General features: G+C 70.0%; 20 protein-coding genes. 12 read left to right on the top strand and 8 right to left on the bottom strand.

What is annotated here, in order from left to right:
• Positions 1-44 precede the first annotated feature (44 nt).
• The 3 genes from H9L17_RS07910 to H9L17_RS07900 form a co-directional block, all read right to left on the bottom strand.
• The gene (locus H9L17_RS07910; protein WP_187571775.1) at positions 45-962 is read right to left on the bottom strand and encodes a hypothetical protein; all 918 of its coding nucleotides are present in this window, start codon (positions 960-962) and stop codon (positions 45-47) included.
• A 212-nt stretch (positions 963-1,174) separates the two neighbouring features.
• Positions 1,175-2,008 (bottom strand): DUF2608 domain-containing protein, encoded by an 834-nt coding sequence (locus H9L17_RS07905; RefSeq protein ID WP_187571774.1) that lies wholly within the window; start codon positions 2,006-2,008, stop codon positions 1,175-1,177.
• Positions 2,009-2,072: 64 nt separating this feature from the next.
• On the bottom strand, positions 2,073-4,067 hold the full coding sequence (locus H9L17_RS07900) for a UvrD-helicase domain-containing protein (RefSeq protein ID WP_187571897.1): 1,995 nt from the start codon (positions 4,065-4,067) through the stop codon (positions 2,073-2,075).
• A gap of 76 nt (positions 4,068-4,143) precedes the next feature.
• Between H9L17_RS07900 and H9L17_RS07895 the strand changes: the two genes are divergently transcribed.
• Genes H9L17_RS07895 through galE form a run of 3 tightly spaced genes read left to right on the top strand, consistent with a single transcriptional unit; the run spans position 4,144 to position 6,722 of the window.
• Positions 4,144-4,764, top strand: a complete 621-nt coding sequence (locus tag H9L17_RS07895; RefSeq protein ID WP_187571773.1) for a thymidine kinase — start codon at positions 4,144-4,146, stop codon at positions 4,762-4,764.
• Positions 4,765-4,783: 19 nt separating this feature from the next.
• Positions 4,784-5,713, top strand: coding sequence for a lauroyl acyltransferase (locus H9L17_RS07890; protein ID WP_246455195.1), 930 nt, complete (start codon positions 4,784-4,786; stop codon positions 5,711-5,713).
• Between the two features lie 25 nt (positions 5,714-5,738).
• The gene (galE, locus tag H9L17_RS07885; protein ID WP_187571771.1) at positions 5,739-6,722 is read left to right on the top strand and encodes a UDP-glucose 4-epimerase GalE; all 984 of its coding nucleotides are present in this window, start codon (positions 5,739-5,741) and stop codon (positions 6,720-6,722) included.
• Here the strand turns inward: galE and H9L17_RS07880 are convergent, their stop codons facing one another.
• The 5 genes from H9L17_RS07880 to def are packed head-to-tail and all read right to left on the bottom strand — an operon-like array spanning position 6,723 to position 12,176.
• Positions 6,723-7,736 carry a Stealth CR1 domain-containing protein gene (locus H9L17_RS07880; protein ID WP_187571770.1) on the bottom strand — a complete coding sequence of 338 codons (1,014 nt, stop codon included), beginning with the start codon at positions 7,734-7,736 and terminating at the stop codon, positions 6,723-6,725. It lies immediately after the preceding gene.
• Positions 7,726-9,438 carry an ArnT family glycosyltransferase gene (locus H9L17_RS07875; protein WP_187571769.1) on the bottom strand — a complete coding sequence of 571 codons (1,713 nt, stop codon included), beginning with the start codon at positions 9,436-9,438 and terminating at the stop codon, positions 7,726-7,728. Before H9L17_RS07875 ends, H9L17_RS07880 begins: the two co-directional genes overlap by 11 nt.
• Positions 9,439-9,461: 23 nt before the next feature.
• Positions 9,462-10,745, bottom strand: a complete 1,284-nt coding sequence (rsmB, locus tag H9L17_RS07870) for a 16S rRNA (cytosine(967)-C(5))-methyltransferase RsmB (protein ID WP_187571768.1) — start codon at positions 10,743-10,745, stop codon at positions 9,462-9,464.
• Positions 10,742-11,659: a methionyl-tRNA formyltransferase gene (gene fmt / locus H9L17_RS07865; RefSeq protein ID WP_187571767.1), complete on the bottom strand. Its 918-nt coding sequence runs from the start codon at positions 11,657-11,659 to the stop codon at positions 10,742-10,744. The genes rsmB and fmt overlap by 4 nt, the downstream gene beginning before the upstream one ends.
• A gap of 4 nt (positions 11,660-11,663) precedes the next feature.
• Positions 11,664-12,176 carry a peptide deformylase gene (gene def, locus H9L17_RS07860; RefSeq protein WP_187571766.1) on the bottom strand — a complete coding sequence of 171 codons (513 nt, stop codon included), beginning with the start codon at positions 12,174-12,176 and terminating at the stop codon, positions 11,664-11,666.
• Between the two features lie 155 nt (positions 12,177-12,331).
• Here def and H9L17_RS07855 point away from each other — a divergent pair, with 155 nt between their 5' ends.
• The 9 genes from H9L17_RS07855 (at position 12,332) to H9L17_RS07815 (ending at position 25,756) form a co-directional block, all read left to right on the top strand.
• The gene (locus H9L17_RS07855) at positions 12,332-13,528 is read left to right on the top strand and encodes a LysM peptidoglycan-binding domain-containing protein (protein WP_187571765.1); all 1,197 of its coding nucleotides are present in this window, start codon (positions 12,332-12,334) and stop codon (positions 13,526-13,528) included.
• Positions 13,529-13,603: 75 nt separating this feature from the next.
• Entirely contained in the window at positions 13,604-14,734 is a 1,131-nt protein-coding gene (gene dprA, locus H9L17_RS07850; RefSeq protein WP_187571764.1) for a DNA-processing protein DprA, read from the top strand.
• A gap of 69 nt (positions 14,735-14,803) precedes the next feature.
• Positions 14,804-15,295, top strand: coding sequence for a DUF494 family protein (locus tag H9L17_RS07845; RefSeq protein ID WP_187571763.1), 492 nt, complete (start codon positions 14,804-14,806; stop codon positions 15,293-15,295).
• Between the two features lie 172 nt (positions 15,296-15,467).
• Entirely contained in the window at positions 15,468-18,020 is a 2,553-nt protein-coding gene (locus H9L17_RS07840) for a DNA topoisomerase I (protein ID WP_187571762.1), read from the top strand.
• 62 nt (positions 18,021-18,082) lie between these two features.
• The gene (locus H9L17_RS07835) at positions 18,083-18,514 is read left to right on the top strand and encodes a bleomycin resistance family protein (RefSeq protein WP_187571761.1); all 432 of its coding nucleotides are present in this window, start codon (positions 18,083-18,085) and stop codon (positions 18,512-18,514) included.
• Between the two features lie 69 nt (positions 18,515-18,583).
• Complete coding sequence (locus tag H9L17_RS07830) at positions 18,584-18,913, top strand: hypothetical protein (protein WP_343044064.1); 330 nt, start codon at positions 18,584-18,586, stop codon at positions 18,911-18,913.
• 29 nt (positions 18,914-18,942) lie between these two features.
• Positions 18,943-19,494 carry an L-threonylcarbamoyladenylate synthase type 1 TsaC gene (tsaC, locus tag H9L17_RS07825; RefSeq protein ID WP_187571760.1) on the top strand — a complete coding sequence of 184 codons (552 nt, stop codon included), beginning with the start codon at positions 18,943-18,945 and terminating at the stop codon, positions 19,492-19,494.
• 174 nt (positions 19,495-19,668) lie between these two features.
• A complete protein-coding gene (gene gltB, locus H9L17_RS07820; protein ID WP_187571759.1) occupies positions 19,669-24,126 on the top strand; it encodes a glutamate synthase large subunit in 4,458 nt (1,485 codons plus the stop codon).
• A gap of 154 nt (positions 24,127-24,280) precedes the next feature.
• Complete coding sequence (locus tag H9L17_RS07815) at positions 24,281-25,756, top strand: FAD-dependent oxidoreductase (RefSeq protein ID WP_187571758.1); 1,476 nt, start codon at positions 24,281-24,283, stop codon at positions 25,754-25,756.
• The last annotated feature ends 10 nt before the right edge of the window (positions 25,757-25,766 follow it).

Here is a 25,766-nt window from a genome sequence, read left to right as displayed (position 1 = left end):
GGAAATCCCCGGTTCTGCGCGCCAATCGTGGTTTTCGGCGCCGATCAGCGCGGCCCGCCGTCCAGCGACTGCCGCGCCCGCCGCACGTAGCCGGCCAGGTACCAGCGCCCGTCGATGCGCACCGCCGGCATCCGCGCATCCACCGGCAGCCCGGCCAGCGCGTACTGCACGCGCAGGGTGGCCTCGTCGCCGGTCTGCCGTTCCAGGGTGACGCGCAGGCCGCGCAGGGCGGCGTCGATGTCCAGCCCGTACTGCTGGCGCAGCTGCGCCAGCAGGGTGGCGAGGAAGGGCGACAGCCGGTTCAGGCTCTGGGTCATGCCGAGCGCGGCGAAGGCGGCGTTGCCGGCCTTGCCGTCGATGCCGCTGCGCACCGCGGCGGCGGACAGGGTGGCGAAGAAGCGCTGCGCGCGCTTCGGGTCGGCCAGCGGCGCAGCCAGCGCCCAGCGGCCCAGCGCGGCGATCGCCTGGGCGATGTGGTCCCGGGCGTCGGCGTCGTACTCGGGGTCGTTTTGCACGTATTCGCCGCCGAACACCATCAGGGTGCGGACCGCCTGGTCGATGTCGCGGTCGGCGTTGGCGAACTGTTTGCGGAAGGTCGCCATCAGCGCCTTGTCCGCCTGCGGCACCTGCAGCGCGGCCAGCATGCCGGGGATGTGCGCGTCCAGCGGCAGCTCGTCCAGCGGCCAGCGGCTGCGGCCCTGCGTCCACGCCGTCTCCAGTTCCGCGTGCAGGTCCGGCGGCACCGCCAGCCGGGCGAAGCCGGCGCCGTCGCGTTCCAGCAGGCGGTCGCGCAGCAGGTAGACGGCATCGACCGGACGGAGCGCGGCGGCCTCCGTGGTGCCGGGCCGGGCCGGACCGGGACCGGCGCCGCGCTGGCAGGCCGGCAGCCAAAGCGCCGCCAGCGCCAGGCACAGGGCCAGCGCAAAACGGCGGAGTCGGGCGGGCGTGTCCCCGGCGGGCATCGGCGGAGTGTCGTGGCGCAGGCCGGCTTGTGCAAGCCGCCCGCGCCGGGGCGGGCGGCAAAGAAAAAGGAGGCGCGTGGCCTCCTCGAAATCCGGCTGAGCCGGTGGACGACAGTTGTGGCATGGCTCCGGCCGCAGCCGGATGCCGTGCAGGTTAGCGTCGCCCGGAAGTTTATGCAACAGGCAAGAAAGTCAACGTAACCGATTGATTCTCAATAAGCGCAATGCCCGCTTTCGAGGGCTTGCAGGCGCTGCGGGTAGGCGCCGGCCAGCAGCTGCCGCCAGGCCTGCCAGCCGGCGCGGCCGGCGTCGGCATCGGCCTGGTCGATGGTCTTGTCGACGCGGGTGTAGTGCAGGCCGAGGTAGTCGATGCCGGCCGCGCGCAGCGCCGCGCGCATGTTGTCGATGTTCTTCTGGCCGTCGTCCACCAGCACCACGCGCGGGTAGTGCAGGTTCGCGCGGCGCAGCAGGTCGAGCAGCGCCAGGCCCTTGTCCTGGCCGGTGGTCATGAACACGCCCTGGTCGTAGAGCACGCGCACGGGCTTGGCGTCGGGCGCCTTGCGGAAGTCCCAGCTGCGGCCCTCGGCCTGCCCGCCCAGCATCGTCGGCAGCGCGTAGCCGGCGTCGTGCAGGGTGCGCAGGGTGCCGCCGCGCGACAGCGGATTGCGCGAGGTCAGCAGCAGCTTGTCGTTCGGAAGCGCGTTGATCAGCGCCGGGCCGTCGGGCTGGGTGGCGCGCTGGGTGCCGGTCTCGTAGTTCAGCGAGATCACGTCGAACAGGCAGGGCACCTTGCCCGGATCGCCGGCCGGCAGGGTCTTCTGCCACTCGTACCAGGTGTCGCTGCCGAAGAACCCGGCCGAGGTCAGCAGGGTGTCGTCGATGTCCAGCACCAGCAGGGTGCGCTGACCGGTCTCCGCCAGCGCGGGCGCGACCAGTGCCAGATCGTCGATGTCGCGCACGTCCGAGGCCGCCGCGTCGGGGCGGACCGCGGGCGCGGCGCAGGCGGCGAGCAGCAAAGCGAAGGCGACGGGAAGCAGGCGGCGCATGGGCGGTTCCGGGAAGTGCGGTGGGGCGAGTGTAGCGGCCTTCGATGACGCGTCCGCGGCCGGATCACTCGGCCAGCATCGCGCGGATGTTGGCGAGGCTGGCGCTGCGGCGCTCGGCCTTCTGCATCGCCTCGGCCTCCGGGTCGGCGCCGTCGCGCTGCAGCTCGGCGGCCGGCAGCTCGTCGAGGAAGCGGCTCGGCGACAGCCGCAGCTTGTCGCCCCAGCGCTGCGCCTCCTTCGCGTAGGACAGCCACAGCCGCTCCTTGGCGCGGGTAATGCCGACGTAGAACAGCCGGCGCTCCTCGTCGATGCGGCCTTCCTCGAGGCTGGCCTCGTGCGGCAGGTTGCCGTCCTCGACGCCGACGATGAACACGAAGCGGAACTCCAGCCCCTTCGCCGCGTGCATCGACATCAGCCGCACCTGGTTGCCGGCCTCGCCCTTGTCGGCGTGCGAGAGCAGCGCCAGCGCGGCGGCGAGTTCGCCGGGGCCGGAGGTCTTCGGGCCGTCGAACCAGTCCGCCAGCTCGTCCAGGTTGCGCCGGCGCATCTTGAACTGCGCCTCGTCCTTGCAGCTGGCGCGCAGCGCGGCCAGCAGGCCGGAGCGTTCGTTGAGCTTGCGCACCAGCTCGGCCGGCGGCAGCGCGCGTGCGTCGCCGCGCAGCGCGTTGACGATGTTGGAGAAGCCTTGCAGCGCATTCGCCGCGCGCGCCGGCAGCTGCTGTGCCACCACCATCGACTCGGCCGCGCGCGCCAGCGGCAGGTGCTTGTGCGCGGCCAGCTCGCCCAGCTTCGCCAGCGTGCCGGCGCCGACGCCGCGGTTGGGCGACTGCACCGCGCGCAGGAAGGCGGCGTCGTCCTCGGGATTGGCGAGCAGGCGCAGCCAGGCCAGCGCGTCCTTCACTTCGCCGCGATCGAGGAAGGCGGTGCCGCCGCTCAGGTGGTAGGGAATGCGCAGCAGTTGCAGCGCCTTTTCCAGCGCGCGGCTCTGGTGGTTGCCGCGGAACAGGATGCAGAACTCGTTCCACGGCGGCGTGCCGTCGGCGGCGGCGTGCTTCTTGGCGACGAAGTCGATCTCCGCCGCCACCTTGTCCGCCTCGTGGGCGGCGTCGCGGCATTCCCAGACGCGGATGCGCTCGCCGTCGGCGGCCTCGCTCCACAGCGTCTTCGGATGCTCGTGCGGGTTGTGGGCGATCAGCGCGTTGGCGCTGCGCAGCACGCGGTTGGAGCAGCGGTAGTTCTGCTCCAGCTTGACGATCTTCAGCGCCGGATAGTCGCTGCCCAGCGCCAGCAGGTTGTCGGGATTGGCGCCGCGCCAGGCGTAGATGCTCTGGTCGTCGTCGCCCACGCAGGTGAACTGCCCGGCGTCGCCGGCGATGGCCTTGAGCAGGCGGTACTGGGCGTCGTTGGTGTCCTGGCACTCGTCCACCAGCAGATAGCCGATCCGCTCGCGCCAGCCGGCGCGGGCGTCGTCGTCGGTTTCCAGCAGCTGCACCGGCAGCCGGATCAGGTCGTCGAAATCGACCGCGTTGAACGCGGAGAGGCGCTGCTGGTAGCGCGCGTACAGCGCGGCGGCCTCGCGTTCGCGGGTGCTGCGCGCGGCCTCCGCCGCCTGCTCCGGCGACAGCCCGGCGTTCTTGGCGCGGGAGATCAGCTGCTTCATCGCCTCGATCGCGTCCGGCTTGCTGCCCGGCGGCAGCAGGTCCTTGATCTGCGAAGCGGAATCGTCGGCGTCGAAGATCGAAAAGCCGCGCCGCAGCCCGAGCTTGGCGTGGTCGATCTGGACGATGCGCAGGCCCAGCGCGTGGAAGGTGGACACCGTCAGCTCCTGCGCGGCGTCGCCCCGGATGCGCTTGGCGACGCGCTCGCGCATCTCGCGCGCGGACTTGTTGGTGAAGGTGATCGCGGCGATGCGCTTGGCCGGATAGCGCCCGCTCTGGATCAGGTGCGCGATCTTCTCCACGATCACCCGCGTCTTGCCGCTGCCCGCGCCGGCCAGCACCAGCAGCGGGCCTTCGACATGGAGGACGGCTTGGCGTTGCGGGGGATTGAGGCCGTTCAGCGCGGGGTGGTGCATCCGCGCATTCTCGGGCGCGGCCGGCGCGGTCGCCAGCCTTGTGCGCGGCTAGAATCCGTGCATGGCGAAGCTCTATTTCTATTTCTCGGCGATGAACGCCGGCAAGACCACCACCCTGCTGCAGTCCGCGCACAACTACCGCGAGCGCGGCATGCGGGTGGCCATCCTCACCCCGAAGCTGGACCACCGCGCCGGCAGCGGCACGGTGGCCTCGCGGATCGGGCTGAAGGCGGAGGGCATCGCCTTCGACCGCCACGACGACCTGCAGCGGATCGTGGAGGCCGACATCGCCGCGCACGGCCCGCTGCACTGCGTGCTGGTGGACGAGGCGCAGTTCCTGACCAAGGCGCAGGTGTGGCAGCTGTCGGAAGTGGTCGACGCGCTGCGCATCCCTGTGCTGTGCTACGGCCTGCGCACCGATTTCCGCGGCGAGCTGTTCGAGGGCAGCCAGTACCTGCTGGCGTGGGCGGACGACCTGCAGGAGATCAAGACCATCTGCCACAGCGGCAGCAAGGCGACGATGACGGTGCGCGTGGACGACGCCGGCCGCGCGGTGCAGGACGGGCCGCAGGTGGAGATCGGCGGCAACGAGCGTTACGTCTCGGTGTCGCGGCGCGAATTCAAGAAGGTGATGCGCGGCGAGGGCGGCATCGAGCCGATGCAGGCGCCGCTGCCGCTGTAGCGATGCCGCGCCTTCTACAATGGCGGCGATGACCGAATTCGCCGCCGCCCTGCTGTACGCCCTGGCCTGGAGCGCCGCGCGCCTGCCGTGGCCGCTGCTGCGCGCGCTGGCCGACGGCATGGCGCGGCTGTGGGTGCTGCTCGACGCGCGCGAGGCGCGGGTGGCGCGGCGCAACCTGGAGCTGATCCGCCCGGAGCTGGACGCGACCGCGCGCGAGGCGCTGCTGGCCGACATCCTGCGCACCACCGCGCGGCAGGCGTTCGAGACGCTGCGGCTGTGGACGCGCCCGGCCGCGCGCAACCTGGCCGACATCGCCGAGGTCCACGGCGAGGCGCTGTTCGACACCGCCCTGCGCAGCGGCGACGGCCTGATCGTGGCCGCGCCGCACATGGGCAACTGGGAGCTGCTGAACCAGTGGCTGGCGAGCAAGACGCCGCTGGCGATCCTGTACCGGCCGCCGGAATCCGCGATCGGCGAAGCCTTCCTGCGCCGCGTGCGCGCCAATGCCGGCGGGCAGGTCGAGCAGGTGCGCGCCGAGGCCGCCGGCGTGCGCACCCTGCTCAAACGCCTGCAGAAAGGCGGCGTGGTCGGCATCCTGCCCGACCAGCAACCGCGCGTCGGCGACGGCGAATTCGCGCCGTTCTTCGGCAGGCAGGCGCTGACCATGACCCTGCTGGGTCGCCTCGCCCACCGCAGCGGCGCGCGGGTGCTGCTGTGCTGGTGCCAGCGCCTGCCGGGCGGCGGCGCGCCGCGCTTCGCCCTGCACGTCGAGGCGGCGCCGGACGGCATCGCCGACGCCGACCCGCGGCGCGCGGTGGCGGCGCTCAACGCCGGCGTGGAAGCGGTGGCGCGGCGCGACTTCGCCCAATACCAGTGGACCTACAAGCGCTACAAATACCGGCCCGCCGGCAGCGGCGAGGAAAACCCGTACGTGGGCATGGGCCAGTGAGCCGCATCGAAGGGACCGCAGCGCGATGACCACACCCATCCTCGTCGTCGGCGGCGCCGGCTACATCGGCTCGCACATGGTCAAGCGGCTGCGCCACGCCGGGTTCGAGGCGGTGGTGGCCGACGATCTCAGCAGCGGTCGTCGCGAAGCGGTGCTCGGCGCGCCGCTGCACGTCGGCGACATCGGCGACGCGGCGTTCGTGGACGCAGTGCTGTGCGAGACCCGGCCGGCGGCGGTGATGCACTTCGCCAGCTTCATCCAGGTCGGCGAGTCGGTCGCCGATCCGGCGAAGTACTACCGCAACAACGTGGCCGCGACGCAGGCGCTGCTGGACGGCATGCGCGCGCACGGCGTGGCGCGCTTCATCTTCTCCTCCACCGCGGCGATCTTCGGCGACCCGCAGTACGTGCCGATCGACGAGGCGCATCCGAAGGCGCCGATCAATCCCTACGGTCGCAGTAAGTGGTTCGTGGAGCAGATGCTGGAGGACTACGACCGCGCCTACGGGCTGAAGTCGGTTTGCCTGCGCTACTTCAACGCCGCCGGCGCCGATCCCGACGGCGAGCTGGGCGAATGCCACGAGCCGGAGACGCACCTGATCCCGCTGATCCTGCAGGTCGCTTCCGGCCGCCGCCCGCACATCACCGTGTACGGCGAGGACTACGCCACCGCCGACGGCACCTGCGTGCGCGACTACATCCACGTCGAGGACCTGTGCGACGCGCACCTGCTGGCCCTGCGCGGATTGATCGAGGGCGGCGGCAGCGCCCGCTACAACCTCGGCAACGGCAACGGCTATTCGGTGCGCGAATTGATCGAGGCCGCGCGCCGGGTCACCGGGCACGCCATCCCGGAGGCGGTCGGCGAACGCCGCGTGGGCGATCCGCCGGTGCTGGTGGCCGACGCGCGCGCCGCGCGCGAAACGCTCGGCTGGCAGCCGCGCCATGCGGCGCTGGACGCCATCGTCGCCCATGCCTGGGCGTGGGAGCGCCGCGCCGCCGCGGTCTAGCTAGGCGCGGGCCAGCGCTTCGGCCAGCGAGCCGATCCGCGCTTCCAGCCACGCGGTCAGGCGGGCGGCGGTGTCGCGGTCCGCCTTGTCGAGGCTTTGCACGCAGGCGAACGCGTAGGACGGATCGCGGTCGGCGCGCCGCAGCTTCGCCCACATCCGCAGCGGCAGCTGTTCGTCGGGCTTCAGATGCGCCAGCTTCAGGCGGCTGTCGAGCTTCGCGCGGTCTTGCGCGAGGTCCAGGTGCGCCGCCAGGCATTCGGTATTGAAGTTGCGCGGCGAGCGCAGCCGGTGCTCCAGATTGCGTTCCAGCTGCTCGGGATGGGCGGCGAAGTACGCTTCGAGAGTGGAGCGCCGCATCGGATAGGGCGTGTGGAACAGGCGCACGAACGTCCGCTCGTAGCCGGCCATGCGCGCGCTTTCCTCCTGCGCGGCCTGGTGGCCGACCCGCGCGCCGGGCTGCGCCGCCGACGCACGACCGACCAAGCGGCGCAGGGCATGGGCCAGCCGCTTCACCGGCCGGTAGGCGGCCTGCGTCTGCCAGCGGCCGCGGACCAGCATGGTGTCGCCGTCGAAGAAATCCTCCGGCCGCACCTCGCGAATCAGCGAGAAATCGTCGTTGAAATAGACGAAGCGATCGCCGAGGCCGTCGATCCGCCACAGCGCGGCGATGATCGCGTAGCTGTTGAACGAGGGCAGGTGGCGCTCGTATCCGGCGAAGATCTCGCGATGGTCGACCAGCCGCACGCGGTCTTCCCACGGCGTGCCGCGCAGCGCGTCCAGCAGCGGCGGGCGCTGGTCGTCGGTGACGATGTGGATGCGCCGGAACCACGGCGCGAAGCGGAGGATCGAGGCCAGGCAGAACGGCAGCTCGCCGGCGTCGTCGAAGCGGGTCGGATCGGCCGCCGCCGGCCGCGCCCGGTTCAGGCTGGCGAGGTAGTCGTCCAGCTTGCGGCGATGGGCGGGGTCGTTGCCGTTGACCCAGGTGACGACGGCGTCGATGGGCTCAGTCGTCATTGTCGTCTCCGTCGTCGGGCGCCGGGCCCGGCTTCGCCGCCGTGGCGGCGGATGCCGTGCAGCCGCGCGCCGCCGCCGCGTCCATCAGCCACCAGCGCCTGCCGTTCGCCACGTCCATGTCGCGCGCCAGGGCCTTGTCCGCGCAGTCCGGCAACGCGCTTTCCTCCACCAGCAGCCGGCGCGATGCCGGCGCCTGCCGCAGCCACGCCACGCCCGCCGCGAACTGCTCGGGCTTGGGCCGCTTGAAGCCGAAATCCACCGCCGGGCGATCCGCCATCAGCAACTGCTGTTCGCGCCAGCCGACCAGCCCGAGCTGCGCGTCCGGCCCGATCGCGATGCCGACGTCGCGCATCAGCCCGCGCGAGGAGCTGCCGTCGTTGAGCAGCGGCGCGCCGATCAGCGAATACAGCACCCACAGCGCCGCCAGCAGCGCCACCAGCGCGGCGTGCGCGTGGCGGCGGCCGAACCACAGGCAGCCGGCGAGGCCGAAGCCGCCGACCGCGACGAACATCCACGCCAGGCCGTGCGCGACATGGGCGTCGCGGCCTTCCATGAACCTGCGCTCGAAGCCGGGTTCGCCCAGCAGCATCGCCAGGCCCGCGCCCAGCGCCGCCAGCGCGAACAGGACGACGAACGCCAGCAGCAGGCGCTGCGCGCCGCGCCTGCGCAGGATGCCCGGCAGCAGCGGCGCCAGCGCCAGGCACAGCATCGGCAGCGCCGGCAGGATGTACATGTCGCGCTTGCCGGTGGGGATGCTGAAGAACGCGAACACCAGCAGCACCCACGCCAGCGGCAGCAGGAAGCGCGCGTCGCGCCGGCGCAGGCGGCGGCGCCACGCGGGGATCGCCCACGGCAGTGCCAGCACGGTCGGCAGCCAGGCGGTCAGCGCCACCTCGATGAAGTACCACCACGGGTGGCCGTGGTGCCAGGAATTGGCGTAGCGGGTGACGGTCTGGCGCAGCAGGATGTCGTCGACGTAGGCGCGGTAGTCGCCGCCGCCGTTGCCCAGCGCGGCGACCAGCATCGGCACCAGCCAGACGCAGCAGGCGGCGACGAAGGCCAGCGGGCCGAGCCAGAATTTCGCCTCGCGCGCGCCCACGCGCACGCCCGGCCAGCCGCGCAGCGCAGCGATGCCGGCGGGAATCAGCATCAGCAGCGCGATCACGCCGACGCCCTTGGTGATCGTGCCCAGGCCCGCCGCCGCCCAGCCCAGCATCCACATCCGCCAGTCGGGGCCGCGCAGCGCGTGCCGCAGCAGGCCGTAGCAGGACAGGGTGATCCAGAACACCACCATCGGGTCGATCTGCGCCTTCTTAGCCTGCCAGGCGAACTGGATGGTCAGCAGCGTCGCCCAGCCGGCGTACAGGCCGACGCGGCGCGTCCACAGCCGCGCGCCGAGGTCGGTCACGCACCACAGCGTGCCCAGCGCCGCCAGCAGCGAGGGCAGCAGGAAGGCGATGCGCGGATCAAAGGTCAGCCACAGCAGCGCCGCCTGCATCCACATGAACAGCGGCGGCTTGTCCGAATACAGTTCGATGCCGCGGTGCGGGAACAGCCAGTCGCCGCTTTCGACCATCTGCTTCGCCACCAGCGCGAAGCGCGGTTCGTCGGCCGGCCACGGGTCGCGCAGTCCCAGCCCGGTGGCGAGGATCAGCAGGGCGAACAGCCAGAACAGCCAGGTTTCGCGGCGGGTGCTTGTCATCGCCGAATGATAGTGGCGAAGCGTTACGCCTTCCTCAGCCGCGCGCAGAAAAAGCCGTCCATGCCGCCTTCGCCGGGCAGGTGCTGGCGGCCGGAGCCGGTGTCGTGGCCGAAGCGCGCGTCCAGCGGTTCCAGCGCGGCAGCCGGCGTGCGGGCGAGGAAGGCGTCGACCTGGGCCGCGTTCTCCGCGCGCAGGATCGAGCAGGTGGCGTAGAGCAGCGCGCCGCCGGGGGCGAGCAGCGGCCACAGCGCGTCCAGCAGGTTCGCCTGGGTGTCGCGCAGCGCGGCGATGTCGCTTTCGCGCCGGTGCAGCAGCACGTCGGGCTGGCGACGGACGATGCCGGTGGCGCTGCACGGGGCGTCGATCAGGATCGCGTCGAAGGGCGTGCCGTCCCACCAGCCTTGCGGCCGGGTGGCGTCGCCGGTGCGCGCGGCGATGTCGAGCCGCAGCCGCGCGAAGGTGTCCTGCATGCGGCGCGCGCGGCGCGCGTCCGCGTCCAGCGCGAGGACGCGCAGCGACGGATCGCGTTCGGCCAGGTGCGCGGCCTTGCCGCCGGGGGCGGCGCAGGCGTCGAGCACGCGCGATCCGGCGGCGGGCGCCAGCGCATCGGCCACCGCCTGCGCCGCGCCGTCCTGCACCGAGACGGCGCCGGCGTCGAACCCGGGCAATTGCTGCACCGGCAGCGGTGCGTGCAGGCGCAGCGCGTCGGGCAGCGCATCGTCGGTGGCGGCGTCGATGCCGGCCTCCTGCAGCAGCGCCAGATAGGCGTCGCGCGATTGCGCGCGGCGGTTGGCGCGCAGCCACATCGGCGGCACGGCCATGCTCGCGGCGAAGATCGCCTCGGCCTGCCGTGGCCAGTCCGCGCGCACCTGCCGCGCCAGCCAGTCCGGCCAGGCGGCGTCGGCCGCGCCTTCGGGCAAGGGTTCGCGGGTGGCCCGGCGCAGCAGCGCGTTCACCATTCCGGCCTGATGGGCGCGGCCCAGCGCGCGCGCCGCATCCACCGTGGCGGCCAGCGCCGCGTGCGCGGGCAGGCCCAGTTCGAGTTGCGCGAAGCCGGCCAGCAGCAGGGCGCGCAGCAGGCCGTCGCGCTGCCCCAGCGGGCGGGCCATCCACGCGTCGAGCGCCGCGTTGTAGCGCACGCGCTGGCGCAGCGCGGCCAGCACCACGGCTTCCACCAGCGCGCGGTCGCGCAGGTCGTCGAGCTGCGGCAGCGCCGCGCCCAGCGCCGCCTTCAGCGAGCGCCCGCGGTGCAGGACATCGTCGAGGACGCGGGCGGCGGCGGCACGGGCGGCGGCGCCGTCGCTCATGCGGTCAGGTCGCGCCGCGCGTTGAGGTAGTCCTGCGCGCTGACCGGCTTGCCGCCGTCGCGCTGCAGGGTGCGGATGCGCAGCGCGCCCTGCCCGCAGGCGATGTCGATGCCGTCGCGGGTCGCGTGCAGTACGCTGCCGGGAGCCGCGTCATGGGTGTCGTCCAGCGCAACGGCGGCATGGATGCGCACCCGCTCGCCGGCCAGCTGCGCTTCCGCCACCGGCCACGGGTTGAAGGCGCGCACCTTGTTCGCAAGCCGCGAGGCCGGCTGCGACCAGTCCAGCTTCGCCTCGGCCTTGTCCAGCTTGTGCGCGTAGGTCACGCCTTCGGCCGGCTGCGGATGCGGCGGCAGCTGGATGGTGGCGCGCAGCAGGCCCAGCGCGTCGGACAGCACCTTCGCGCCCAGTTCGGCCAGGCGGTCGTGCAGCTGGCCGCCGGTTTCCTCGGGGCCGATGTCGATGGCCTGGGCCAGTAGCACGGGGCCGGTGTCCAGGCCCTTTTCCATCTGCATCAGGCAGACGCCGGTGCGGGCGTCGCCGGCCTCGATGGCGCGCTGGATCGGCGCGGCGCCGCGCCAGCGCGGCAGCAGCGAGGCGTGGACGTTCCAGCAGCCGTGTTCGGGGATGTCCAGCACCGACTGCGGCAGGATCAGGCCGTAGGCGACCACGATCATCACATCGGGGTTCAACGCGCGCAGCGCGGCTTTCGATTCCGCCGAGCGGAAGTTCTCCGGCTGGAGCACCGGGATGCCGCGCTGCACGGCTTCCAGCTTGACCGGCGACGGCGTCAGCCCGCGCCCGCGTCCGGCGGGGCGGTCCGGCTGGGTATAGACGGCCACCACCTCGCCCTTCGAGGCGGCGGCGCGCAGGCAGGGCACGGCGAATTCGGGCGTGCCGGCGAAAACGATGCGCATCGGGTCAGGCGGCGCTGCGCTTGGCCTTCAGCAGCTTCTTCCGCACCATCTCGCGCTTGAGCGGCGACAGGTAGTCGACGAACAGCTTGCCGTCCAGGTGGTCCATCTCGTGCTGCACGCAGACCGCCAGCACGCCGTCGGCCTCCAGCGAGAACGGCTGGCCGTGGCGGTCCAGCGCTTCCACGGTGATGGTGTCGCTGCGGGTCACGTCGGCATAGATGCCGGGCACCGACAGGCAGCCTTCCTGGTAGACCTGCTCGCCGGCGCGGGCGGTGATCCGCGGATTGACGAACACCAGTGGCCGGCTGCGGTCTTCGGTTACGTCAATGACCATGAAACGCTTGTGCACGTCGACCTGGCTGGCCGCCAGGCCGATGCCGGGGGCCTCGTACATGGTCTGGAACATGTCGTCGAACAGCGTCTGGAACGCCGGCGCGGCCAGTTCGGCGGGATCGACCTCGGCCGCCTTGGTGCGCAGGCGGGGGTCTGGAAATTCGAGAATCGGGAGCAGGGCCATGACGGAAATCCGGGGATCGGCGGCCGAAGCGGCCGCGACGGGGGCGATTGTATCGCGCCCAGGCTGCATGGCCGCTTGCCAGGGGGCGCGGTTTGTGGGCTATATTGGTCGGGCTTCAGGGGGTTTTCGCCATAGGAAGCGGGGAGATAGCGAACATGCTTGAACGGGTTTCCAACCTGGCGCGCACCGTTGCGCCGCGTCCGCGCGGACTGCGCACCATGCTCGCCGCGGCGCTGCTGACGGTGGCCACCTACGCGGCGGCCGTCGAACTGCGCGGCGACCATCCGGACTCCTACGTGGTGAAGCGCGGCGACACCCTCTGGGACATCTCCGCCCGGTTCCTGAAGAAGCCGTGGCTGTGGCCGGAAATCTGGCAGGCCAATCCGCAGATCAAGAACCCGCACCTGATCTATCCGGGCGACGTGATCAGCCTGGCCTACCTCGACCGCGTGACGGCCAAGGTGACGGCCGGTGAGCGCACCGCCAGCCCGGTGAACGCGGTGCCGCTGGAGGAGATCGAGCCGTTCCTGCGCGATACCCGCATCGTCTCCGACATCGACAACCTGCCCTACGTGGTCGGCCTGGAAGACAACCGCCTGCGCGGCGTGCGCGGCCATGTCGCCTACGTGAAGGGCCTGGACGGCATTCCCGCCGGCCAGCGCTACCTGGTGGTGCGCCCCGAGAAGCGCTACCGCATGGTCGAGCGCGCCGGCCTGTGCTGCGACCTGTTCCAGAGCCAGGACCTCGACGCCCGCGGCCGCCCCGGCCCGGACGACGGCACGTTGTGGAGCAACGCGGTGTTCCCGAGCAAGAACACCGAGTTCATGGGCTACGAACTGGTCACCCAGACCACCGGCACCGTGACCCGCGGCGAAGTCGGCGGCATCCAGGCCAGCACCCTGCTGCTGGACACCGAAGGCCGCGACGTGCGCGTCGGCGACCGCCTCCTGCCGGTCGAGGCGCAGCCCTACGACCTGCAGTTCTTCCCGCATCCGCCGAAGCAGCAGGCCAAGTACGGCCGCGTGACGGTGATGTCGGTGGCCGACCGCTACACCACCGGCGGCACCCACGACGTGATCGCGATTTCCGGCGGCGCCCGCGAGGGCATCGACAACGGCACCGTGTTCTCGCTGTGGCGCCGCGGCGATTCCGTCACCGACAAGGTGAAGGACGGCCTGGACCGCGACGAAGACCTGACCATGTTCGAGAACAAGGTGCGCCTACCGGACGAATTCGCCGGCCACGCGATGGTGTTCCGGACCTTCGACAACGTCAGCTACGCGCTGGTGATGAGCAGCGTCAAGCCGGTGCGCGTGGGCTACGAGCTGAAGCATCCGGACGCGCCCTACTGAGTTTCAGGGTTTCCTGACGCAAGACCGCAACGGCGCCCGAGGGCGCCGTTGTCGTGTGCGGGCGATGCTGGCCGCATGCCCGTCGCTGCCGACCACGAATCCCTGCTGCGCCTGCTGCACGGTGGCGCCCCGGCCTCTGCCCTGCGCCGCCTGCTGGACACCCATGGCGGTGCCGCAGCGGCGGTTGCCGCCGGCCCGCGCGACTGGGCCAGCCACGGCCTGGGCGCGGGGGCCTGCAACGCCATCCGCCATCCCGATGCCGCCACGCTGGGGCGCAGCCTGCATTGGCTGGAGGATGACGGCCACCACCTGCTGGGTTGGGGCGACGACGGCTACCCGCCCTTGCTGCGGCGGATCGCCTCGCCGCCGGCGATACTGTTCGTGGCCGGCGATCCGGGGTTGCTGTGGCGGCCGGCGGTGGCCGTGGTCGGCAGCCGCGCCGCCACTGCCGGGGGGCGCGCCAATGGGGCGCAGTTCGCCACTGCGCTGGCCCGCGCCGGGCTGTGCGTCGCCAGCGGCCTGGCCGCCGGCATCGACGCCGCCGCGCATGCCGCCACGCTGGAGGCCGGCGGCGCCACGGTGGCGGTGCTCGGCACCGGGCCGGACGTGGCCTATCCGGTCCGCAATCGCCCGCTGATGGCGCGGATCGAAGCCGAAGGCGCGCTGGTGTCGGAGCATCCGCCGGGGACGGGGCCGCTGCGGGCGCACTTCCCCAGCCGCAACCGCATCCTGGCCGGGCTGGCGCTGGGCACGCTGGTGATCGAGGCCGCGCTGCAGTCCGGCGCCCTGATCACCGCCCGGCTGGCGGCCGAGGCGGGGCGGGAGGTGTTCGTGCTGCCGGGCTCGATCCACAACCCGATGGCGCGCGGCTGCCACCGCCTGCTGCGCGACGGCGCCGCGCTGGTGGAAACCCCGGACGAGGTGGTCGAGGCGCTGGCGCCTGTGGCGCTGGAGTTGGCGCGCGCCCTGCGAGGCGTGCTGGAAACGTCCGCTGCGGTTCCTTCGCCCATCGGGACGCCGCCGTTGGTGGAGGATTCGGACACCCACAGGTTGTGGCAGGCCCTCGGTCACGACCCAACCACTATGGATGAACTGGTGGAGCGCTCCGGATTGACGGCGGCAGCGGTGTCGTCCATGCTGCTGGCGCTTGAGCTGGAAGGACGGATCGCGGCCGAGCATGGCCGCTACAGCCGGATCGGTGGCTGATGCCGGGAAGATCCCCGCCATTCGCCTCCGTTTCACCCGCGTGGCGCGCGCCTGGGGGACAATGCGGACATGAAAGAGAGCATCCTGGACGTCCTGCTGTACCTCTTCGAGCACTACTTCGCCAACGAGGACGCGCCGAAGACCGAGGGCATGTTCGCGTCGCGCGACGGCACCCTGACTGGCGAACTGCTCGAAGCAGGCTTCTCCCGCGCGGAAATCCACAAGGCCTTGGACTGGCTGGATGCACTGGCGCAGCAGCGCCCCGATCCGGGGCTGGCGCGGGCCAGCGGCCCGATGCGGGTGTTCCACGAATCGGAGCTGGACAAGCTCGATGTCGAGGCGCGCGGCTTCCTGCTGTACCTGGAGCAGCACGGCGTGCTGGACGCCGACCAGCGCGAGCTGGTGCTGGACCGCGCGATGGCGCTGGACCAGGACGAACTGGACCTGGACGACCTGAAATGGGTGGTGCTGATGGTGCTGTTCAACCAGCCCGGCTCGGAAGCGGCCTACGCCTGGATGGAAACCCAGATGTACCTGGACGAGCCGGAGCCGGTGCACTGAACGGCCGCGTCCGCCCGCCGCCTTCCGCCTGCGGCGGGATGGCGCCGCTTGACAGGGGGGCGTCCCCCGTGATTCCACTATAAATAAAGCGCCCGGGGCCACCGCCCCGGGCGTTGGCTTCTCTGCGGCGTCGCCGACGCCGCCCTGACCGCACACCGGAACCCGCTCCGCCATGGCCAAGAACCTGCTCATCGTCGAATCGCCCGCCAAGGCCAAGACGATCAACAAATACCTCGGCAAGGACTTCACCGTCCTCGCCAGCTATGGCCACGTCCGCGACCTGGTGCCGAAGGAAGGCGCGGTCGATCCTGACCACGGCTTCGCGATGCGCTACGAGACCATCGAGAAGAACGAGAAGCACGTCGATGCGATCGCCAAGGCGGCCAAGGCGGCCGACCACCTCTATCTCGCGACCGACCCGGATCGCGAAGGCGAGGCGATCAGCTGGCACATCGCCGAGATCCTGAAAGAGCGCAACCTGCTCAAGGACAAATCGCTGCAGCGCGTGGTGTTCACCGAAATCACCCCGCGCGCGATCAAGGAAGCCATGCAGCAGCCGCGCGCCATCGCCAGCGACCTGGTTGATGCGCAGCAGGCGCGCCGCGCGCTGGACTACCTGGTCGGCTTCAACCTCTCGCCGGTGCTGTGGCGCAAGATCAAGGCCGGCCTGTCGGCGGGCCGCGTGCAGTCGCCGGCGCTGCGGATGATCGTGGAGCGCGAGGAAGAAATCGAAGCCTTCATCGCCCGCGAATACTGGACGATCGAAGCCGAATGCGCACACCCGTCGCAGGCGTTCACCTCCAAGCTGGTGAAGCTGGACGGCAAGAAGTTCGAGCAGTTCACCATCACCGACGGCACCACCGCCGAGGCCGCGCGCCTGCGCATCCAGCAGGCCGCCGCCGGCGCGCTGCACGTCACCGACGTCGCCAGCAAGGAGCGCAAGCGCCGCCCAGCGCCGCCGTTCACCACCTCGACCTTGCAGCAGGAAGCCGCGCGCAAGCTCGGCTTCACCACCCGCAAGACCATGCAGGTGGCGCAGAAGCTGTACGAAGGCATCGCGCTGGGCGACGAAGGCACGGTCGGCCTGATCTCCTACATGCGTACCGACTCGGTGAACCTGTCGCAGGACGCGCTGGCCGAAATCCGCGACGTGATCGCCCGCGATTTCGGCACCGCCTCGCTGCCGGATCAGCCCAACGCCTACCAGACCAAATCGAAGAACGCGCAGGAAGCGCACGAAGCCGTGCGCCCCACCTCCGCGCTGCGCACGCCCGCGCACGTCGCCCGCTTCCTCACCGACGACGAGCGCCGCCTGTACGAACTGATCTGGAAGCGCGCGGTGGCCTGCCAGATGATCCCGGCCACCCTCAACACCGTCACCGTCGATCTGTCCGCCGGTAGCGAACACGCCTTCCGCGCCAGCGGCACCACCGTGGTCGTGCCCGGCTTCCTCGCCGTCTATGAAGAAGGCAAGGACAACAAAGCCAAGGAAGACGAGGACGAAGGCCGCAAGCTGCCGGTGATGAAGCTGGGCGACCGCGTCCCGCTCGACCGCATCCACGCCGACCAGCACTTCACCCAGCCGCCGCCGCGCTACACCGAAGCCGCGCTGGTCAAGGCGCTGGAGGAATACGGCATCGGCCGGCCCTCCACCTACGCCGCGATCATCCAGACCCTGCTCGGCAAGCAGTACGCCGTGCTGGAAGGCCGCGCCTTCAAGCCCACCGACATCGGCCGCGCGGTCGGCAAGTTCCTGTCCAGCCATTTCGCCAAGTACGTCGATTACGACTTCACCGCCAACCTCGAAGACGAGCTGGATGCGGTGAGCCGCGGCGAGGAGGAATGGGTGCCGCTGATGGAGAAGTTCTGGGGCCCGTTCAAGACGCTGGTGGACGACAAGAAAGCCACGCTGGACAAGGCCGATGCCGGCAGCGTGCGTGTGCTCGGCGGCGATCCGGTCAGCGGCCGCCCGGTCAGCGCGCGGATCGGGCGGTTCGGCCCGCTGGTGCAGATCGGCACCGTCGAGGATGAGGAGAAGCCGCGCTTCGCCTCGCTCAAGCCCGGCCAAAGCATCTACAGCATCACCCTCGACGAGGCGCTCAAGCTGTTCGAGATGCCGCGCAAGCTGGGCGTCGATGGCAACGGCGAGGAAGTGAGCGTGGGCATCGGCCGCTTCGGCCCGTTCGCCAAGCGCGGCAGCACCTACGCCTCGCTGAAGAAAGAGGACGACCCCTACACCATCGACCTCGAGCGGGCGGTCTTCCTCGTCGAAGAAAAAGAGGAAATCGCGCGCAACCGCGTCATCAAGGAATGGCCGGGGCACGACGTGCAAGTATTGAACGGACGCTTCGGCCCGTACATCAGCGACGGCAAGCTCAACGGCAAGATCCCGAAGGATCGCGAGCCGTCCTCGCTGTCGCTGGAAGAAACGCTGAAGCTGCTGGAGGAAACCGGCAAGCCGGCGCGCAAGGGCTTCGGTGCGAAGAAGGCGGTGGCGAAGAAGGCCGCAGTGAAGAAGGCGCCGGCGGAAAAAGTGGCGAAGAAGACCGCCGTGAAAAAGGCCGCGACCAAGAAGCCCGCAACGAAGAAAGTGGCCGCGAAGAAAGCCGCACGCCCGTTCTCCGGCGATATCGAACCCGCCAAGCCGCTGCTGACGGCGGCCAAGGTGGAACCGGGCAAGAAGCGCGTGGTGAAGAAGCCCTCGCCGGAGGATGCGCCGTTCTAAGGATTGCACGCGCAAGCGCGTGCGGTTCGCAGTGGTCGTAGTCAGGCGTCAATGAGGCCCACATGCTCGTCAAGCATCTAACGCCGATTCTGAATGTCTCCGACATTCAGCAGTCTTTCTCGTGGTTCGAGAAGTTCGGTTGGAAGAAAGGCTGGGACTGGGGTACGCCCCCGACGTTCGGCGGTGTCTGCTCGGGGCATTGCGAGATTTTCCTTTGCCAGAACGGCCAAGGCGGTCGGGGAGCCAGCGGCTATCCGGCGACATTCGGCCCGGCATCCAACGAGGCTGCGGAAAAGGCTGTTTGGATGTCGCTGTGGGTGGACGACGTGGATGCCGTGTACCGGCGTTGCCTTGAGCAAGGGATCGAAGTGACGTGGCCGCCGACGGACATGCCGTGGAATGTCCGGGAAATGCATGTCCGCCACCCGGATGGGCATGTGTTCAGGGTGAGTCGCGGGATCGAGGCGCGGGACGGTGCATCGGGAGATGCCTAGCCATTCGATCAAACCAATGCGCTTTTCGGCGCGGCTTGCGGGGATCAGGAAGCCGCAAACGGTGATCGCATGATGTTCTACATCGGCCAAGGCGAGCGCACCGTGCCCATTGGCCCGACGGAAGAGCGGCATTGCCCGCGCTGCGACGAAGCGACGGCGTTCCAGCCGCAACTCAAATACAAGTTCGGCCAGTTCGATTTGCTGTTCGGCTTCGTTTACGGCAAGCGATACCAACTCGCATGTTCTCAGTGCAACCACGGCTGGGTGCTCGACACGAAGGAAACGGAACGGGGCTTGGACAAGGTGCCGATTCCTTTCCATCTGCGCTATGGGTCTCTCGTGCTCGTTGCCATCGCGGCGCTGGGTGCGTCGGTCTATTTCGTTAGGCATGCCGGCTAGCTTTCACGCCGCCGCTGTAAGCTTCGCGCATGACCGACATTACTGCCGCCCTCGCTTCGCTTCGCAATAGCGGCGTCATCGCCTACCCCACCGAAGGCGTGTGGGGCTTGGGTTGCGATCCGCGCGATGAAGCAGCGGTGCTGCGCCTGCTGGCGCTCAAACAGCGCGACGTCGCCAAGGGGTTGATCCTGATTGCATCGGATGAGGTGCAGCTCGCGCCCTTCATCGACACCGCATCGCTTGCCGCCGCGCAGTTGGCCGAAGTGCGCGCCAGCTGGCCGGGGCCGAACACGTGGATCGTGCCGGCGTCCAACGACGCGCCGCGCTGGATCACCGGCGCGCACGACGGCATCGCCGTGCGGGTGACCGCGCATCCGCTGGTGCGCGGGTTGTGCGATGGCTTCGGCGGTGCGCTGGTGTCCACCAGCGCCAACATCGCCAGCGAACCGTCGCCGCGTACGCGAGAGGAACTCGATCCGCGCATCGTCGCCGGCGTCGATGCGGTCAGCGGCGGCGAAACCCTGGGCCGTGCGCAGCCCAGCGCCATCCGCGACGCGCGCAGCGGCGCGACGTTGCGCTGAAACCCGCGCCCAGCTTGTCTTTGCGGACAATTCGGAAGTTTCGTCTGCAACAATAATTTCTTCGCCAAACCCTCTTGTTGCGCCGCACAAACTATGCTCTAGTCGGGGTGCGCGTCGCGTTCCACAGGGAGATCGGGAACGCGGGCGTTCCCCACCTTCTGCACGGACACGACGATGCGGCGCAGCCCGACTCGGGGTCTGTACGACCCTGCCAGCGAACACGACAGTTGCGGTTTCGGCCTGATTGCACAGGTCGAGGGCAAAGGGTCGCGCGCCATTGTCGATGCTGCGCTGGAAGCCTTGTCGCGGATGGTGCATCGCGGCGGCGTAGCGGCGGATGGGTTGTCCGGTGATGGTTGCGGCGTGCTGATCCACGGCGCGGATGCGTTCGTGCGTGCGTTGGCGAGCGAAGCCGGCATCGCGCTGCACGCGAGCCTCGTCGCCGCCGGCAATGTGTTTCTGTCGCAGGACGATGCGCTCGACGCGCAATGTCGCGCCGCGTTGGAGCAGGAACTGCAAAACGCCGGCCTGCGCATCGCCGGTTGGCGCGCGGTGCCGGTCGATCCCGCCGTATGCGGTGCGCTGGCACGCGCGTCGCTGCCGCGCATCGCACAACTGTTCGTGGAGAGCGACGGCGACGATGCCGACGCTTTCGAGCGCGCGCTGTTCCTCGCCCGCAAGCGCGCCGAACAAACGCTGCGCGACGTGCCGGATTTCTACATCGTCAGCCTGTCTGCGCGCTTGCTCGGCTACAAGGGCATGGTGCTGCCGAAGCACCTGCGGCAACTCTTTCCCGACCTCGCGCATCCGCTGCTTGCTGCGCGCGCGGTGGTGTTCCACCAGCGCTTCTCCACCAACACCCAGCCGCGCTGGCCGCTGGCGCATCCGTTCCGCCGGCTCGCCCACAACGGCGAGATCAACAGCATCGAGGGCAACCGCCGCTGGGCGCAGTCGCGCAAGGATGTGTGGAAGTCGCCTCTGCTGGACGTGAGCGGCTTCGACGACGTGGTGTCGATGCACGGCTCCGATTCGCAGTCGCTCGACAACGCGCTGGAATGGCTGCTGCTGGGCGGCATGGACTTGCCGAAGGCGATGCGCATCCTGATGCCGCCGGCCACGCAGTCGCTGGAATACAAGGACGCCGACCTGTCTGCGTTCTACGAGTATTACGCGATCAATTCCGAACCGTGGGACGGCCCCGCCGGCGTCGTCACCTGCGACGGCAAGCACGCCGCCTGCACGCTCGACCGCAACGGCCTGCGCCCCGCGCGCTGGACGCTGACGACCGATGGCGTGTTCGCCATCGCGTCCGAGGCCGGCGTGCTCGACATCGAACCCGCGCGCGTGCAGGCCAAGGGCAAGCTCGGCCCCGGCGAAATGATCGCGGTCGATTTGGTCAACAACCGGCTGCTGGACAACGACGCCATCGACGCGCTCAATCGCGCGCGCGCGCCGTACAAGCAATGGCTGCGGCAGGGCATGACCTACCTGCACACCGAGCTGATCGACCCGGCGCTGTGCGACGAGCCGTTCGACGACGCCACCGTGCTCGGCTTCCAGAAGCTGTTCCAGCTCACCCGCGAGGAACAGGAGCGGGTGCTGCGCCCGCTGGCCGAAACCGAGCAGGAAGCCATAGGCTCGATGGGCGACGACATTCCGATGGCCGCGATCAGCCAGCGCGTGCGCCCGCTGTACGACTGCTTCCGGCAGGCGTTCGCGCAGGTGACGAACCCGCCCATCGACCCGCTGCGCGAAGCTTGCGTGATGACGCTTTCGACCCAGATCGGGCGCGAGGGCAACCTGTTCCATGATGGGCCCGAGAACGTCGACCACGTCCTGCTGAACTCGCCGGTGCTGTCGCAGCGCAAGCTGCACCAGCTGCTGGCGCTGCCGCGCTTTGCCACCGCGTACCGCTACATCGACCTGTATTTCGACGACGCCACCGCGCTGCCGCAGGCGCTCGACCGCATCTGCGCGCAGGCCGAGGAAGCGGTGCGCGCGGGCGATGAACTCCTGATCCTATCCGACCGCCGCCCGCGTCGCGGCACCGCCGCCGTGCACGCGCTGCTCGCCACCGGCGCGGTGCACCAGCACCTGGTGCGCGTCGGTTTGCGCTGCGACGCCAACCTGATCGTCGAAACCGGCACCGCGCGCGATCCGCACCACTTCGCCTGCCTGATCGGTTTCGGCGCGACGGCGGTGTATCCCTATCTCGCCTACCAGACCCTGCACGCGCTGGGCCGGCGCGGCATCCTCGGCGGCAAGACCAGCGGCGAGACGCAGCAGATCGGCCGCAGCTACCGGCGCGGGGTGAAGAAGGGACTGCTGAAGATCCTGTCGAAGATGGGCATCGGCAGCATTTCCAGCTATCGCGGCGCGCAGTTGTTCGAGATCGTCGGGCTGGACGATGCCGTGGTGGCGCGCTGCTTCGACGGCACGCCTTCGCGCATCGGCGGCGCGGGCTTTGCGCGATTGGAAGCCGATGCGCGCGCCTTGGCCGCGCACGGCTGGGACGACGACGCGCTGCCGGAGATCGGCGGCCTGCTGCACTACGTCCACGGCGGCGAATACCACCAATACAACCCGGACGTGGTGCAATCGCTGCAACATGCGGTGCTGACCGGTGAGCGCGACGATTGGAAAACGTATGCGAACCACGTCGATACCCGCCCGCCGGCTGCGCTGCGCGACCTGTTGCATCTGAAGCTGGCCGATGCGTCGCTGCCGCTGTCCGACGTGGAGTCGGTGGAAAGCATCGTGCGCCGCTTCGACAGCGCGGCGATGAGCCTCGGCGCGCTGTCGCCGGAAGCGCACGAGGCGCTGGCGATCGCGATGAACCGCCTCGGCGGCCGCAGCAATTCCGGCGAAGGCGGCGAAGACCCGGCGCGCCACGGCACCGAGCGGCGCAGCAAGATCAAACAGGTCGCGTCGGGCCGCTTCGGCGTCACGCCCGAATACCTGATCAGCGCCGAGGTTCTGCAGATCAAGCTGGCGCAGGGCGCGAAGCCCGGCGAAGGCGGGCAGTTGCCGGGCAGCAAGGTCAATCCGCTGATCGCGCGGCTGCGCTACGCCAAGCCCGGCATCGGCCTGATCTCGCCGCCGCCGCACCACGACATCTATTCCATCGAAGACCTCGCGCAACTGATCTTCGATCTGCGGCAGGTCAATCCGCAGGCGCTGATTTCGGTGAAGCTGGTCTCGCACGCCGGCGTCGGCACGATTGCCGCAGGCGTCGCCAAGACCGGTGCCGATCTCATCACCATTGCCGGGCACGATGGCGGCACTGGGGCCAGCCCGCTCGGCTCGGTGCGCTATGCCGGCGTGCCGTGGGAGCTGGGCCTGTCCGAAGCGCGGCAGGCGTTGCAGGCGAATGACTTGCGCGGGCGCGTGCTGCTGCAAACTGACGGCGGCCTCAAGACCGGCCTCGACGTCATCAAGGCCGCGCTGCTGGGCGCGGACAGCTTCGGCTTCGGCACCGCGCCGATGATCGTGCTGGGCTGCAAATACTTGCGCATCTGCCACCTCAACAACTGCGCCACCGGCATGGCGACGCAGGACGAACGCCTGCGCCGCGACCACTTCAAGGGCCTGCCCGAGCGCGTGGAATGCTTCTTCCGCAACGTCGCCGAGGACGTGCGCGAATGGCTGGCGCAGCTGGGCCTGCGCACGCTGGACGAGGCCATCGGCCGCACTGACCTGCTGGAGCAAACGCTACGCGCGACCCGCGATCAGGTCGATGTCGATCTGTCGCGGCTGCTGGCGCGCGATCCCGCGCAGGCCGCCAGCTTCTGCGGCACGCCCGCGCTGCAAGCGCCGCCGGATGGGTTGGCCGCGCAGCTCGATGCCGCGCTGGGCGATGCCATCGACCAAGGTGCAGGCGGCGCATTCGTCGGCACCATCCGCAACACCGACCGCAGCATCGGCGCGCGCCTGTCGGGCCGCATCGCCCGCAGTCACGGCAACACCGGCATGAGCGCCGCGCCGCTCGACGTGCGCCTGACCGGTAGCGCCGGCCAGAGCTTCGGCGCGTTCAACGCCGGCGGCCTGCATCTGCATCTGCAGGGCGAGGCCAACGATTACGTCGGCAAGGGCATGGCCGGCGGTCGCATCGTGCTGCAACCTCCACACGGCAGCCGCTTCGCCTCGCAGGACACGCCGATCCTCGGCAACACCTGCCTGTACGGCGCGACCGGCGGCGAACTGTACGCGGCGGGCCGCGCGGGCGAACGCTTCGCGGTGCGCAATTCCGGCGTGACGGCAGTGATCGAAGGCGCGGGCGACCACTGCTGCGAATACATGACCGGCGGCGCGGTGGCGGTGCTGGGCCGCACCGGCCTGAACTTCGGCGCGGGCTTCACCGGCGGGCTGGCCTACGTGCTCGACCTCGAACGCGATTTCGTCGATCGCTACAACCACGAACTGATCGACATCGCCCGCATCACCCCGGAAGGTCTGGACGGCTACCGCCAGCACCTCACCGACCTGATCGACGCGCATGCGCAGTTGACCGGCAGCGCCTGGAGCGCGCACATCCGGGAGAACTTCCGCGACTTCGTGGGCAAGTTCTGGCTGGTCAAGCCGAAGGCGGCGAGTCTGGAAGCGTTGGCGAATGAATTGAAGAGGGCGGCGTGATGACAGGCACCACGAACGCCACGTCTTTGCTCGTCATTCCCGCGAAGGCGGGAATCCAGCTTTTGATCTTCAAGGAAAAAACTAGAGGCTGGATTCCCGCCTTCGCGGGAATGACGACACAGGGTCCCACGTACTGCACTTGTCGAGACAGTCCATGAGCAAGAAGCACCTCTTCCAATTCCTCGACTCCCCGCGCGACATGCCGCCGAAAGTGCCGCTGGCAGCGCGTGTGGCCGGCAGCTTCGACGAGTTGTACGGCAGCTTCGGGCAGGCCGAAGCCTCGCACCAAGCAGGTCGCTGCCTCGACTGCGGCAATCCGTACTGCGAGTCGAAATGCCCCGTCCACAACTACATCCCCAACTGGCTGCAACTGGTGCAGGAAGGGCGCATCGTCGAAGCGGCGGCGCTCTGCCACGAAACCAATCCGCTGCCGGAAATGTGCGGGCGCGTCTGCCCGCAGGATCGCTTGTGCGAAGGCGCATGCACGCTCAACGACGGCTTCGGCGCGGTCACCATCGGCGCGGTGGAGAAGTACATCGTCGATACCGCGTTCGCGCAGGGCTGGCGGCCGGATCTGTCGAAGGTGAAGCCCACCGGCAAGCGCGTGGCGATCATCGGCGCGGGGCCAGCCGGTTTGGCCTGCGCGGATCGCCTCGCGCGCAGCGGCATCGAGGCCACCGTGTTCGACCGCTACGAACAGATCGGCGGGCTGCTGCAATTCGGCATTCCCAGCTTCAAGCTGGACAAGGCGGTGATCGCCACGCGGCGCGCGGTGCTGGAAGGCATGGGCGTGCATTTCCGCCTCGGCGTCGATGTGGGACGCGACGTCGCCATCGACGAATTGCTGAGTGAGTTCGACGCGGTCTTCCTCGGCCTCGGCGCGTACCGCTACACCGACGGCGGCCTGCCGGGGCAGGAGCTGCGCGGCGTGCTGCTGGCGCTGCCCTTCCTCGTGCAGAACGGGCGCATCGTCACCGGCGGCGATCCGCAGGGCCGGCCCATCGCCGGCTGGGAAACCGCGCTGGCGCTGCCCGACCTGCGCGGCCAGCGTGTGGTGGTGCTGGGCGGCGGCGACACCGGCATGGACTGCGTGCGCTCGGCGATCCGCCTCGGCGCGGCCAGCGTGACGTGTGCCTACCGCCGCGACGAGGCCAACATGCCCGGCTCCGCGCGCGAGGTGGCGAACGCGCGCGAGGAAGGCGTGCAGTTCCTGTTCAACCGCCAGCCGCTGGAGATCGTCGGCGACGGACAGGCCAGCGGCGTGCGGATGGTGGAGACGCAGCTCGGCGAGCCCGACGCCAACGGTCGTCGCGCGGCGCAGCCGATTCCCGGCAGCGAATCGATCATCGACGCCGATGTCGTCGTCATCGCCTTCGGCTTCAGCCCGCGCGCGCCGCAGTGGCTGGAAGCGCTGGGCGTGCAGGCGCAGGCCAACGGCCGCATCAAAGTCGGTGGCAATGGCCGGTTGCCGTACCAGACCGGGCACGACGCGCTGTTCGCGGGCGGCGACTGCGTGCGCGGCGCCGACCTGGTGGTGACCGCCGTGCAGGAAGGGCGCGACGCGGCGGCCAGTATCGCGCGCATGCTGCGCGGCGTGAAGGCGATTCCGGCGGCGCTGACGGCCGCCTGAAAGCCGACGC

This window comes from Thermomonas brevis, from assembly GCF_014395425.1.
Lineage (GTDB): Bacteria > Pseudomonadota > Gammaproteobacteria > Xanthomonadales > Xanthomonadaceae > Thermomonas > Thermomonas brevis.
This window is presented reverse-complemented; position numbering and strand designations above follow the sequence as displayed.